Origin of the sequence: Streptomyces sp. NPDC020801 (genome assembly GCF_044334385.1) — a bacterium.
GTDB lineage: Bacteria > Actinomycetota > Actinomycetes > Streptomycetales > Streptomycetaceae > Streptomyces.
On record NZ_JBIRST010000005.1, the window covers coordinates 360,783 to 374,108 of the forward strand.

At 73.2% G+C, this 13,326-nt stretch carries 11 protein-coding genes; 5 read left to right on the forward strand and 6 right to left on the reverse strand.

What is annotated here, in order from left to right; all coding sequences use genetic code 11:
* Positions 1-318, forward strand: coding sequence for a TusE/DsrC/DsvC family sulfur relay protein (locus ACH4UM_RS13660; RefSeq protein WP_398177454.1), 318 nt, complete (start codon positions 1-3; stop codon positions 316-318).
* A gap of 15 nt (positions 319-333) precedes the next feature.
* Positions 334-807, forward strand: coding sequence for a DsrE/DsrF/DrsH-like family protein (locus ACH4UM_RS13665; RefSeq protein WP_398177457.1), 474 nt, complete (start codon positions 334-336; stop codon positions 805-807).
* 275 nt (positions 808-1,082) lie between these two features.
* Here ACH4UM_RS13665 and ACH4UM_RS13670 read toward each other — a convergent pair whose 3' ends face one another.
* The 5 genes from ACH4UM_RS13670 to ACH4UM_RS13690 all read right to left on the reverse strand — a co-directional run bounded on the left by ACH4UM_RS13670 (position 1,083) and on the right by ACH4UM_RS13690 (position 5,414).
* Positions 1,083-1,658 carry a rhodanese-like domain-containing protein gene (locus tag ACH4UM_RS13670; RefSeq protein WP_398177460.1) on the reverse strand — a complete coding sequence of 192 codons (576 nt, stop codon included), beginning with the start codon at positions 1,656-1,658 and terminating at the stop codon, positions 1,083-1,085.
* Between the two features lie 146 nt (positions 1,659-1,804).
* Complete coding sequence (locus ACH4UM_RS13675; protein WP_398177463.1) at positions 1,805-2,548, reverse strand: sulfite exporter TauE/SafE family protein; 744 nt, start codon at positions 2,546-2,548, stop codon at positions 1,805-1,807.
* Positions 2,545-2,910, reverse strand: a complete 366-nt coding sequence (locus ACH4UM_RS13680) for a rhodanese-like domain-containing protein (protein WP_398177466.1) — start codon at positions 2,908-2,910, stop codon at positions 2,545-2,547. The genes ACH4UM_RS13675 and ACH4UM_RS13680 overlap by 4 nt, the downstream gene beginning before the upstream one ends.
* A 47-nt stretch (positions 2,911-2,957) precedes the next feature.
* Positions 2,958-4,316, reverse strand: coding sequence for a rhodanese-like domain-containing protein (locus ACH4UM_RS13685; protein WP_398177469.1), 1,359 nt, complete (start codon positions 4,314-4,316; stop codon positions 2,958-2,960).
* A 309-nt stretch (positions 4,317-4,625) separates the two neighbouring features.
* Positions 4,626-5,414 carry an FAD binding domain-containing protein gene (locus ACH4UM_RS13690; protein WP_398177692.1) on the reverse strand — a complete coding sequence of 263 codons (789 nt, stop codon included), beginning with the start codon at positions 5,412-5,414 and terminating at the stop codon, positions 4,626-4,628.
* A gap of 382 nt (positions 5,415-5,796) precedes the next feature.
* On the opposite strand from ACH4UM_RS13690, the gene ACH4UM_RS13695 reads away from it, so the two are divergent.
* From ACH4UM_RS13695 to ACH4UM_RS13705, 3 genes are all read left to right on the forward strand, one after another.
* Positions 5,797-6,816: a cytochrome c oxidase assembly protein gene (locus ACH4UM_RS13695; RefSeq protein ID WP_398177472.1), complete on the forward strand. Its 1,020-nt coding sequence runs from the start codon at positions 5,797-5,799 to the stop codon at positions 6,814-6,816.
* A 405-nt stretch (positions 6,817-7,221) separates the two neighbouring features.
* Positions 7,222-7,512, forward strand: coding sequence for an ATP-binding cassette domain-containing protein (locus ACH4UM_RS13700; protein WP_398177695.1), 291 nt, complete (start codon positions 7,222-7,224; stop codon positions 7,510-7,512).
* A gap of 197 nt (positions 7,513-7,709) precedes the next feature.
* Complete coding sequence (locus ACH4UM_RS13705; protein ID WP_398177475.1) at positions 7,710-12,767, forward strand: hypothetical protein; 5,058 nt, start codon at positions 7,710-7,712, stop codon at positions 12,765-12,767.
* 10 nt (positions 12,768-12,777) lie between these two features.
* On the opposite strand, the gene ACH4UM_RS13710 is transcribed toward ACH4UM_RS13705, so the two are convergent.
* The gene (locus ACH4UM_RS13710; RefSeq protein ID WP_398177477.1) at positions 12,778-13,203 is read right to left on the reverse strand and encodes a hypothetical protein; all 426 of its coding nucleotides are present in this window, start codon (positions 13,201-13,203) and stop codon (positions 12,778-12,780) included.
* Between the last annotated feature and the right edge of the window lie 123 nt (positions 13,204-13,326).

The window sequence follows — 13,326 nt, forward strand, 5'->3', positions numbered from 1 at the left end:
ATGCCCGTCGTCACCTACGACGACCGCGCCGTCCCCGTCGACGACGAGGGCTTCTTCACCGAGCCCGACCGGTGGACCGAGCCCATGGCCGAGCAGATCGCCCGGGAGGCCGGCATCGAGACGCTGACCGACCGGCACTGGACGGTCATCCGCTTCATGCGCAGCGCATACGAGGCCACGGGCACCGGCCCCACCGTCCGCGTGCTCGGCAAGACCTCCGGAGTGAGCGTCAAGGAGCTCTACCAGCTCTTCCCCAAGGGACCGGCGAAGACCGCCGCGAAGATCGCCGGGATTCCCAAGCCGCGCGGCTGCATCTGAAGGAGGGGGTCTGCCATGGGCGGCACCGCCACGATCGAGAAGGTCTCGGTCATCGTCTCCAAGGGATCCCTGGAAGGGATCTACCCGGCCCTGATCATGGCCAACGGCGCCCGTGCCGAGGGCATCGAGGCCGATCTGTTCTTCACCTTCTTCGGGCTGGACGCGATCACGAAGAAGCGGTGGGAACACATCAAGCTCGCCACCGTCGGCAATCCCGGGCTGCATCTGCCGACGCTGCTGGGCGGCCTGCCGGGTGTCCCCGGTCTGCTCACCCGGTACATGGAGCGCAGGATGGACCGGCTCGACATCCCGCCCGTCCCCGAGTTCATCGAGATGATCTCCGACGCGGGTGCGGGCATCTACGCCTGCAAGGCGTCGGTGGACCTCTTCGAACTGGGCAAGGACGACCTCGTCGAGCAGGTCCAGGGCATCATCACGGTCGGCGAGTTCTACGAGCACGCGGCCGGAGGGCAGATCATCTTCACCTGACGGGTGCCCGGCCGCCGTTCCCGGCCGCAGCACCAGGAGCGGGGAGTGGGTGGTCGGCCCGGGTCGGGGGAGGCCCGGGCCGACCGGTCGGAGGCGCCGTCCCGGTGGCCGCTCGAATACCCCGCGGGGTTTCCTGCCGGGGAGCGTACGGCCACTGCGAGAGGCCCGTCAAATACCCTAAGGGGTATTTCGGGATTCGCCGGTTCCCGGACGGGAGGCCGGCCGGGCACCGGCCCTGGAGGCGCCGTTCCTGTGCCCGCCCGGACGGACTTCCGTCAGTTGCCGCGCAGGCGCGCCAGCGTCGCGTCCAGGTCGGCCTGGCGGGGCCGGTTGTGGGGCAGCTTGGCGAGCATGGCGGCCATGCCGCAGGTGTTGGTCACGGCGGAGAAGACCAGGCCGCCGGCGATGCCGGCGGACAGCAGCCGGAAGGCCGGGTGGACGACCTCGCCCAGCGCCAGGCCGAGCAGGACGACGGAGCCGGCGGTGAGGCGGACCTGGCGTTCCATGGCCCACTTCGCCTTCGGGGCTCCCTCGGGGCGGTGCAGGTCGTGGCCCTGCGCCGCCCAGGCGCCGGTGCCTCCCGCGAGCGTGGCGGTGTGGATGCCGTTCTCGGCGAGGATGCGGCAGGCGTTCTCTGAGCGGGCACCGGAGGCGCAGACGACCAGGACGTCGCCGCGCTCGGCGGCGCCGCGGATGTCGGGCAGGGCCCGGTCGAGCTGGTCGAGCGGGATGTTGAGGGCACCGGGCAGGTGGCCGCCCGCGTACTCGCCCGGGGTGCGGACGTCGATGACGGTCAGCTCGTGAATGCGGGAGAGGGCCTGACGGGGGTCGATGGTGGTGGGGGTGGTCATGTCGGATGTCTTCCTTGAGTGTGTCGATGGTGCCCCGCGGAGGGGAGCGTTCGTACCCGATGGGGTGTCGGAGTGCGGATCCCCGGGGATCCACGGGCCGAGCCGGGTGATCGGCCGGGGCCGTGGCACGGGATCGGCCGAGCCCGTCACATGAGGACGTCGACGAGCATGAAGGTGGCGACGGCGAGCAGCACGTAGGCGAAGATCCGCTGAAGTGTCTTTCCCTTGATCTTTTTCGACAGGCGTTTGCCGTCCCAGGCGCCCAGGACGGCCGCGGCGGTGAACGGCGCGATGACCGCCCAGTTCAGGTGCGTCCCGGTGCCGGCCCGGGCGGTGAGCGCGGCCAGCGAGTTGATGGTGATGACCAGCAGGCTGGTGCCGACGGCCCGGCGCATGGGCAGGCTCAGCACGCTCACCAGGGCCGGGACGGCGAGGAAGCCGCCTCCCACGCCCAGGAACCCGGTCACCGCGCCGAGTCCGGCGCCCGCGGCGCCGGCCTTCCCCGGGTTCACCCGGCCGGACGGCTCGGTGCGCTGGGGGCGCAGCATCCGCAGGGCGGCGAGCGCCGCGATGACGGCGAAGGCGACGGTCAGCATGGACTCGGGCAGGTGGCCGGCGACGGCCCCGGCGATCATCGCGGGCACGATGCCCGCCGCGGCGAAGAGCAGCCCGGTGCGCCAGGCCACGTTGCCGTCCCGGGCGTGCCCGGTCAGCGCCGTGACCGAGGTGAGGGTGACGATGATCAGGCTGGCCGTGGTCGCTTGTGCGGGGGTGAAGTGGAGCAGGTAGATCAGGGCGGGAACGGCGAGGACGCTGCCGCCCCCGCCGAGGCCGCCCAGGGCCAGGCCGATCACGGCACCGGCGACGAGCGCGAGGAGCAGAGCGGTCATGCTATCGAGCCGCTGTTCCCGCGTTCGTCGACGACCGGGTGTCCGGCGGCGGCCCACGCGTTCATGCCGCCCTTGACGTCCACGGCCTCGGCGCCGCGTTCGGCCAGCAGCTGGGTGGCCCGCTGTGAGCGGTTCCCGCTGCGGCAGATCACCACCAGCGCGCGTCCGTGGACCGTGCTCGGAAGTGCCGCTCCTGCCGCCAGGCGGGACAGCGGCACGTGGACGGCGCCGGGTGCGTGGCCGGCGTTCCACTCGGCCTGCTCGCGCACGTCCAGCAGGACGGCCGCAGCGTCGGTGCCCTGGGTCCGGCGGTGGGCCTCGTCGACGGTGACGCGGTCCCCGCCGCGACGGAAGAGGAACATCACACAACCTCTCGAGAAGTCGTAGGGGGTGGGTCGAACGGTCCGGTTCAGCCGGTGACCACGGTCAGTCCGGCGTCGGTGGCGGCGTCGAAGCCGTCGTCGACGGCGACCACGTCACGGCCGGCGGCGTCCAGCAGCGAGGCGGCGATCGCGGCGCGCATGCCACCGGCGCAGTGCACCCACACGGTGCCGTCCGGTACCTCGCCCAGCCGCTTGTGCAGCTCGTGGATCGGAATGTGAACGGAGCCCTCGATGTGCCCGGTGACCCGTTCGGAGTCGCGCCGCACGTCCAGGACGACGATCCCGTCGGTGCCGCGCCCGGCCAGTGCCGAGAACGTGGACCGGGGGAAGGAAGCGGGTCGGCCGCCCTCGGGCACCCACTCCTCGGGCGTGCCCGTCGCGGCGGCGGCGGGCCGGTCGATGCCGACCCGGACCAGTTCGCGCTGGGCGGCGGCCAGTTGCCCGGGGGACTCGGCGAGCAGGGTGACGGGCTTGCCCCACGGGATCATCCAGGCCAGGTAGGTGGCGATCTTGCCGTCGGCCTCGAAGTTGAACGATCCGGCGACGTGTCCCTCGGCGAACGCGACCCGGTTGCGCAGGTCCACCACCCACTCGCCGGCCGCCAGCCGTGCCGCGATCTCGCCGGCGTCCGCGACGGCTGGAGGGGTCAGGTCCACCGGGGCGGGGCCGGCGGCGTTGGCCGGCCCCATGTGCGCGTAGTAGGCGGGCACGTCGTCGAGTTCCGCGAGCAGACGGGCGACGAAGGAGTCCACGTCCGTGGTGAGCGCCGCGTTGAAGCTCTTCTCCTTGCCGATCGTCGTGGCGTCCCCCTCCGCCTGAGCCGAGGAGCAGAAGCTGCCGAAGCCGTGGGTGGGCAGGACGGACGTCTCGTCCGGCAGCTCCGCGGCCAGACGGTGCGCGGAGGCGTGCTGGGCGCGGGCCAGCTGCTCGGTCAGCCGGGGCTCGACCAGGTCGGGGCGGCCGACGGTGCCGATCAGCAGCGAACCGCCGGTGAACGCGGCCACCGGCTGCCCGTCCTCCCGGAGCACGTAGGAGGTGTGGTGCGGGGTGTGGCCCGGGGTGGCCACGGCCCGCAGCTCCAGCCCGTCGTCGACGGCTACGGTGTCGCCGTCGGCCACCGGTACACGTGTGAACGACACGCGCGCTCCGGCCGGCACCAGGTAGGCGGCACCCGTCACCCGGGCCAGCTCAAGGCCACCGGTGACGTAGTCGTTGTGGATGTGGGTCTCCACCACGTGCGAGATCCGTACACCCCGCCGGGCGGCCGCCGCCAGGACCTGGTCGAAGTCGCGCGGCGGGTCCACCGCCACGGCCGTCTGCCTGCCGCCGGCCAGGTAATGGCGGTTGCCCAGGCCCTCGAGCTCAATGGTGTCGATGAAGAACACGGAGATGTTCCCTTCACGGATTACCCCCCCGGGTATGTGTACCACCGTAACATGAGTACCCCCAGGGGTATTCCGTGAGCCTGTCGGCCCCTTGCGCGCGGGCCGCGAGCGCCCCGCGGGCGCGGCTGTGGCTGGAGCGCGGGGGCGACGGTCCTGTTCGTCATGCACGACATCGGCGAGGTGCCCGTCCCGGCGAGCGGGTGCTCGTGCCCGGTCCGTTCGCCGCGGCCATCGATGTGTACGTCGACCACGCCGACCGGGGCCGCCGGCGAGGACAGGGCCCGGACGGGGACAGGGCCTGGGGGAGGTCTAGGTGGTGCCGCTGTCCGTCGTCCCCGGGGACGACGGCGCGACCCGCGCCAGGAGGCCGGTGACCTGCCGGCTGACCTCTTCCCAGGCCGTGGCGTGCAGCGTGCCGACCGCCGAGTGACGCAGGGTGTGCAGGGCCTCTTGGATGCCGGTGCCGCACGGGGTGCTGCCGCTGACCACGTCGTAGCCGTCGCGTACGGCGACACGGAGCCGGTTCGCGCCCTGGCCCCCGGGCGTGTCCCCGCCGTGGCCCCCGGGCGTGTCCCCGCCGTGCACGGCTGCGGCGACGACCAGCGGCGGCGGGCCGCCCGCCTCACCTGAGTGCTTGCGGTACGAACTGGCGACCGGCTCCCGCCAGCGGAGGCTGAGCAGTACATGGCGCTTGGCCAGGACTTCGGCCAGGTCGCTCTCGTGGACGCCGTCCGCGTCCAGCACCGTCGCCCGCGCGTCGAGGACGAGCGCCGCGGGCAGCAGGCAGCGCAGCGTGCTGCCGACGAGGTTGCCCCCGACCGTCGCCGTGCGGCGCACTGCCCCGGTCCCCACACCGGCCGCGGCCCGGCGCAGTACCTGGGGCACGCGGTCGTCGACACGGTTGAGCACCACGGCCGCGCCCAGCGTCTGCCGCCCGAGGACGTTGGCCTCCGGCACGTTGCGCAGCGACATGGCCCGCTCGGGAAACCCGTCCCGCTGCCAGGCGGCCCACACGAGGGTCGCCCCGCCCACGGGCACCGCCCCTTCGGACAGGCACTGCTGTGCTTCGGACACGGACATGGGCAGATGCAGCATCACGGCGACCGACCTGCTTTCCCGGAGCCCCGGCGAGGGGCTGCGTGACATCCGGCTACGTGACCGACGACACGGCGCATTCTGCTGCCGCACCGGGAGGCGCGTACAGGGCTCACCGCCGCGGCCCGTGCGCCCCCGCCCCTCGCGCACGGGTGCCTCGGCCGGGTGGGCGAAGGGGCGGTCGCCCGACACCGCGCGGGTCAGGAGCGGCGCGGCCACTCCTGCCGGTGTTCGCCCCACTCGCCGCCCCAGCGGGCGCGGGCAGCCGCACCGCGCTGCCCGGCCCCGGCCGGCGGCCCCCCGCCGCCCGGTGCGCGGCCGCCGGGGGATACCGTCCCGCAGTGGGTCTGAGCCGACTCGTCCCCTGTGGGGCCGAAGGAGAAGGATGCGCATGACTGCTGACGCGGTGACCGATCTGCCGGCCGGGGGCCCGGCGGCGCCGACCGTGGGCCGGCTGCTGTCGTCGTGGCAGCTCGACGTGCCCGCGCTGCTCCTGGTGGCCCTCCTCGCCGCCCTGTACGGCTGGGGCGTCCTGCGGCTGCGCCGGCAGGGCGGTACCTGGCCGCTCGCCCGGGTCGCCGCCTTCGCGCTGCTCGGGCTGGGTGGGCTGGTGGTGGCCACGATGTCGGCGCTCGCCGTGTACGACCACGTCCTGTTCTGGCCCGCCGCGGTACAGAACATCCTGCTCGACCTGGTCGCGCCCCTCGGTCTGGCCCTGGGCGACCCCCTGCGGCTCGCCGTCGAGGCGCTGCCGGAGGCCGGGGCGCGGCGGGTGCGGCGGGCCGTCACCGGCCGGGTGGTGCGCGTGGTCACCTTTCCCCTGGTCTCCACCGCTCTGGTGCTCGCCACCGAGCTGGTCGTCTACTTCACGCCGTACTTCGCCACCGCCCTGCGGATCGGCTGGCTGCACGAGCTGATGTACCTGCACCTGCTGGCGGCGGGCTGTCTCTTCGTCGTACCGGTGCTCACCCATGAGCAGGCGCTGCCCTCCTGGTGCACCCATCCGGTGCGGGCCGGGCTCGTGTTCCTCGACGGCATCGTCGACGCGGTGCCGGGGGTCGTGGTGATGACCCACGGCACGCTCATCGCGGGGGCCTGGTACGTGCACCACGCGCCCTCCTGGGCCCCGGACGTCCACCACGACCAGCAGATCGGCGGCGGCGCGATGCTCAGCATCGCCGAACTGGTCGCGCTGCCCTTCCTGCTGGCGATCCTGGTGCAGTGGGCACGCGCCGAGCGCGTCCAGAACGCCGTCCTCGACCGCCGTCTGGACGAGGAACTCGCCCGCGTCGCCCCGCCGGCCGGTACGCAGCCCCGGGCGGCGGAGTCGTCCCCCGAGCGGGTGCGCCCCTGGTGGGAGACCGAGCAGAGCGACGTGGCCGCCAGGATCCGCCGCCAGCGGTAGAGGGCCCGGGAAACCGGCAGTACCTCGCGCCCTGAGGGGCGGGCCCGCGGGGCGGCCCCACGGGCCCTGGGCCGCGGGGCAGGCCGCCGCTCCTCAGTGGGCCTGCGCGCAGCCGGCGGGACTGCGCCCCGCTCCTCTCCGGGCACGTCCGGCCTGCTCGCGGTCGCCGGGCGCTGCCGCGGCCCGACGCGGGCGAAGCACTGCTCGGCGGAAGGGATCGCCCGGCCGCCGTCGACGGGCAGGCGCGGCCGCGCCCGCGAGCGCACCGGACATGTCTTCCGGAGCGGCAGCAGAGCGGCAACCTGCTGAGCGGCCTCACAACGCTCGAACCGCTCCTCGCCGCCGCGTACGTCGCCGGCCGACCGCCGCGCACCGTGCCCGGTCACACCGAGGAGCTGCCGGTGGCTGTCGGTCCGGCGCACCGGCTGCGGCACCGCGCCGGCGAGCTGTCGAGGCGGGGAGGGACAGCGCATCGCGATCGCCCGGGCCCTGCTGCTCGCCCCGGAGTTGCTGCTCGTCGACGAGCCCGCGGCCGCCGTGGACCGCGAGCGGGCGGCCGGGATCGTCGAGCTGATCGCCGTCACGGCCCGTCGGCACGGGCGCGTCACCGTCGTCGCCACCCACGACCCGGGGTCGAGGGAGAGGGCCGACCGCATCGCCGGCGTGGCCGCGCTGCGCACCGCCGCAGACACGTGAGCCTGAATCCGGTCAGAATCGGGACAGAAATGATCACTTTCGGACGGGCGTCCACCATACGTATACAGACAGGTGTGCGTCGCCCGCGCGAAGGGCTCCGGAAGGCCCGCGGCGTCGCTACACTCTCGCGCAGCTACATCGGCATCACCGAACGCCAGCAGGGGTGTGCGGCGTTCGGTGGTGCATCGGGGGTGCACATGGGCTGGCAGGTCGCGTTCGCGCCGGATTGCGGGATCGACACGGCCGACGAGGACGAGATCCGCGATGCCCTTCTGGACGTGGCGGTGGGCACGACCGCGGACGAGGCCTCCTGCATGCGGGAGGGGACCTGGCCGGAGCATGTGCGCACGGTCACCGTGCTGCGCCGGCTCGCCGGCGGCCGCAGCGGTTCGGAGGTCCTCGAGATCGAGGTCGCCCGGGGCGGCTCGACCTCCTTACAGGTGGCCAAGCTCATGCCGCACGCCGACGCGGTCGAGGAGTGGGACGCCTACCGGGAGCTTTCGGTCTCGCTGGACGCCACCCTGTTCGTGCCGATCGTGGCGGTCGGCGCCTCGGTGAAGAACCCCCGGCTGGCCACCCCCTTCGACCGCCACGTCGTCGTCTACGCGCACGTCAGCGACCGCGATCCCGATCCCCGGGGCCTGGTGCGGTCGCTGGAGGACGTGTGGCTGGACGCGCTGCGCGACCACCAGCGCTTCGACGAGGCCGTCCGGGTCGTCTCGGGGCTCATGGCGACGCTGACCCGCAAGCTCTACCGCGAGGGGATCTCCCGGGACGGTGATCTGACCGACGAGAACGGGCGGCTGGGGTGCGATCTGTCGCTCGCCGTCGACGCCATCGAGGAGCCGCCCGACGGGCTGGTCCTGCTGGTCGACGGCAACCCCCAGGAGAACGACATGTGCAGCGACGTACTCAAGTCGGGGCGCCTGCTGCGGTCCTCGACCTCCCCTCCCGGTCAGGAGCGCTCCCTGTCCGTCGGCGGGCACACCCGATTGAGGCTGGACGAGGTCCAGGTGGACGGCGCCACGGTGGCGGGGAGGTTCAAGTCCACCAAGGTGCGCGTCGCGCTCACCGGCAGGGCCTTCGCCGGCGGCAGACCCTCCCACTCCATCAAGCCCGGCTCGGCGGTGGACGTCTACGGGCGGGTGACGTCGGTGCGCTCGCAGGAGTGGTCCCGGCTGCTGACCGACGCGTTCGCGGGCGGCGACGGCTTCCGGGAGGGGCCCGACAGCCTGGAGTACGAGGGGGTCCGCACGGACCACCCGATGAAGGCGCTCCACGACACGCTGGACAGCACCTCGACGACCCGTACCCGGTCCGCGGTGCACGGCGACCTCAATCCCCGCAACGTCCTGTTCTGCGGCCCCAATCCCTATCTGATCGACTTCGCCTCGTTCCGCAGGGACGCCTACACCCTCTCCGACCCGGCGTGGATGGAGGTCTGCGTCCTGCGCGACTGCGTGGCGGGCTTGCTGGGCTGGCCCGACCTGGTGCGTCTGCAGCGCTACCTCGGCCTGCTGACCGTGGTGCTCCCGCTGTGGGGCGCGGCGGCCGCCGACCGCGCCGCCGCGGACCTCGCCGCCCGGCACCGCGAGGCGGCCCCCGAACTCGGCCGCTGTCTGAGCCTGCTCTGGGCGCTGCGGCGCGGCATCTGGCAGTGGGTGCCGTCGAAGGACCGGGCGGCCTTCCCCGCGCACTACTTCCAGCATCTGCTGCTGGCCGCCTGCCGGACCTTCAAGTGGAAGGCGCCCGTGCAGGAGTTCCCGCGCGTGATCGCCGCGGCCGCCGCCGCGGGCGTCGCCTGCGAGTGCCTGTCGCCGGGCCGCGCCGACCTGTTCGCGCGCTGGAGCGAGGAGGAGATGCGGGCGGCCTGCGAGGTGCTGCTGACCCACGGGACCGGTGCCGACTGGGAGAGCGGCGACCTGGTGTCCGTGGCCGTGCTCGCCGCGGGCCGGGCGGGCAACCAGGAGCAGATCGCCGGCTGGCGCCGGTCGGTCGCCGTGTATCTGGCCGACGGACCGCTCACCGAGACCGTCGAGGTGCTGCGGCGCTGCTGCCAGGACGCGGACTGCGGCGACGCCGCCTGTGAGGGGAGACCGGAGGCCGACTTCGTCTACATCCCGCTGGAAGGGCACGCCCTGGCCCCGGGCGAGCCGTTCGTGCAGCATGGCCAGGGCGCCCTGTCGGCCGCGTCCCGGGACTGCCTGGAACTGCTCGCCGCCCAGGAGGCCGTGGTGCTGCTGGGCGAGTCGGGCTCCGGCGCGACCGTGGTGGCCCGGCAGCTGCGCAGACGGCTGCTGGCGGCGCGCGGGCCGGGCGCCGACCGCCCGCCGGAGGACGGCGTCGCCTGCAGCCGGCTGCCCCTGCTGGTCAGCGCCCCGCAGCTGAGCCGGGTGCTGGCCTCGCGGTCGTCGGCCGCGGCGGTGCTGCGCGAGGCCTGCCGGCTGCAGGCGCTGCTGTCCGAGGAGCGGCTCGGCCGGCTCATGGCGCTGGGCGTGGTGCATCTGACGGTGGACGCGCTGCACAAGGTCGACTACCCGCGGCGCGCGGAGATCCTGGAGTGGCTGAAGGAACTGCGCACCGAGGCGCCGCACGTCCGTGTCGTGGTGTGCCAGCGCGGCCACAGCTACGACCCGCAGGCGCTCGGCTGGCCCGCCGTGGCGCTGCACAAGGTGCGGGAGTGGCCGGCCCGCCGGTTCCTGGCCGAGGTGCTGCGCACGCTGGCGCCGCAGGACTGGCAGCCCAAGCTCGATCAGCTGCAGGAGCGGCTCTTCGACGATCCCGACACCGTGGCACTGCGCGACCTCGCCGGAAAGCCGCAGTTCCTCTGGATGCTCGTCAAACACTTAGCGCAGACCGGCGACATACCCGCCAACCCCGGCGTCCTGGCCCGCAAGTACCTGCTGAGACAGCTCAAGTCGAGCAATCACTCCAGCGAGGTCGAGCGGAAGCTGCGGCTGCTCAGAGAACTCGTCACCTGCCTGGGCGACTCCGGCGCGCTCAGCCGCGGCGAGGCCCTGCGCGTGATCTCCGCCCACGACAACGGCAACGCGGAACTGACCCTGACGGCACTGCTGTCGACCAGCGTGATCAACGAGGACTCCTCGCGCATCACCTTCTGCAACCCGCTGGTCCAGGCCTACTGCGCCGCCTCCGTGCTGCAGCAGTACGGGGTGGACGAGGTCGACGAGGTCACCACCCGGATCCTCAAACATCCCTGGCGCGACGCCGCACAGATGCTGGTCGCCGACCCCCGCACCGACCCCGGGCTGGTGGCCGCCGTCGTGGAGAAGGGCGCGGCCGCCCACCCCCTGTACGGGGCGATGCTGCTGCAGGCGGCGCCCGAGGACGCGGTCGGCGCCACCCGGGAGGACTTCCTCGGCCGACAGCAGGCCGTCCTGCGGTCCCCGGACAGCGGACTGCCGGCCTGGCGCCGCTCCGCCTACGCGCTGGCCCGGTACGGCTCCCAGCCCGCGCTGGAGGTCCTGCGCACGGCGGCGCTGCAGCGCGACGGAGCGCCGGAGGCGGTCGCGGCGGCACTGGACGGCCTGGTGATGATGCACCAGTGGTTCGTGCCGGGCGCCTCCGCGCGACTGCGGGAGGTGCTGACCCGGCTGCTCGACCCGCCCACCGACCTGCGCGCCGACGACCGCGTGGTGGCGCGGGCCCTGCGCTGCGTCCAAGTGGCGGGCCTGGGCGCTCTCGTCGCCCACGTCCTGTCCCGAGTGGCTCCCGGCACGGCCTGGTCCGTGGTGTCGCAGGCCTGGGAAACCCTGCGGCAGCTGGACGTCCAGCCGACGCGCGCCCTGCGCCGCACCTACGGGGACGCCTGCGCGGCGCGGCTGAGCGAGGTCGACGAGCAACTGCGCTCGACCGCTCGCACCGAGACGGCGGCCGACCTCAACGACGAGCGGATGGCGCTGCTGGAACTCCTCGCGGCCGAGGGGCGCATCGAGACGCTGCTCAGCTACCGCTTCCGCATGGGCCTTGCCGAGGACCCGCGATGGCGGCAGCTGCTGCGCACGGCCGCGCGGGCGCAGCAGTCGCAGTCCCCGGCCAACGTCCTGGCCGACGCCGTACTGGACGACCAGGAGCCGGGCGTACGGCCGGGCCCGGAGCGCTGGCGGACGCTGCTCACCCGGGAGAACGAACAGCTCGCGGTGATCGCCGGGCACCACATCCTCGCCGAGGGGCTGCGGCTGGACGTTCCCGACCTGCGTGACATCCTGACGCGGCCGACACCCGCCAAGCTGTCGCTGGCCGCCGCGGCGGTCTCCTGCCTGCCGCCCGACCAGGACCCCGCCGCGCTCGGACAGCTGCTGGATCCCTTCCTGGACCACCTCACGGCCGACTACGTGGACGCGGTGGCCAGTTTCGTCACCGCCGTGGTCGCCCTGGACCAGGGCACCGGGCTGCGGCTGGCCCTGCGGGTGCAGGACACGATGGCCAAACAGGGACTCGTCCAGGAGGCACTCAACTGGCCCTGGGCGATGACCTGGCGGCGCGTCCTGCCGCCGCGCGCGGAGATGCGGTTCTTCATGCGGGAGCAGGAGTTCGACAGCCACGCCCGTATCTGTCTGCTGGGCAGCGCCGACGTGCTGCTCGACGCGCCCTATGTCCAGCCCGCGGCCCTGACCCCGCAGGAGCAGCGCGAGCTGATGCGGCTGCGGCCGCAGAGCCCGCACGGTGTGGTCGCCCACCAGTTCGTGCTGCTGGCCGCCAGCGCCGGACTGCACCAGGCGCTGCCGTTCGCCCGCGAGGTCGCCGAGAGCGAGCACAACATCGGCACCGTCATCACGCATTCCCACGGACAGTACGGACGGATCGAGGTGACCCTGGCCGCGCACGCGGTCACCGCGATCGGATACCTGGGCAGGCTGGCCCTGATGGAGGACTCCCTCGCGCTGGACGCGGAGGAGGCGGAGAGCACGTTGCGCGGCATGGCCCGGGACACCTCCTCCATGCACCCGAGCATGGAGCGCGCCCGGCTGATCGGCCTCGGGTACTGGGGCCACTGGGACGAGCTGCTCTCCGCACTGGAGGGCGCGGACCCGATCCTGCTGGCCGCGGCACGCAATCTGATCGGCCAGTGGCTTCCGGGGCCGCGCCAGCGAAGAAGTGACACCTACTTCGCCGTGATCGCCCGCTCCATCACCCGAAGGCTGCAGAGCGGCAACTACAACGCCGCCGCCCAGGCCACGCTCACGGACATCCGCGACGGCATCGAAGACAGGCTGGGACGCTATGTGCTCTGACCTCGGCGGTTCACAGACCCATCTCCCGCTTGGCCGCCTCCACCACCAGGCGCCGGGAGCGCGCGGCATCCACCAGCGCCTGCTCGCGCCGCACGCCCGGCGGCGCGTCCTGCACGGCGCGCTGGCAGCGCAGGAGTTCCTTGCCCGCCTCCAGCACCTGTGGCGAGGCCAGCAGACGCAGCCGGGTGAGCTGGCTGCGCATCTCGGCGTAGTACTCCTGGGTGCGCGCGCTGTGATTCACCTGGTCGTCCGGCAGCGCCCGGACCGTGTCGGAGTGCGCCCAACTGGCTTCCAGGAAGCCGACGAACGCGTCGGTGAGCGCGTCCCGCGCCCATTTGCGTTGCTCACGCCGCCCGCCCACCACTGTGGTCACGACCAACGTGGCCATACTCGTCACGGCCGCCGCCCAGGCCGCCCACTGGCTCAGATCCCCCACGGCCCCATTGTGACGGCCCCAGGTGAACCGAAACCGGGGAGTCGGACGTATTCGTCGTCGTATACGCCCGGCAGAAGCCGAAGTTCAGCGGGAAATGTCCTTGGCCTGACGCGGCCCACGGGT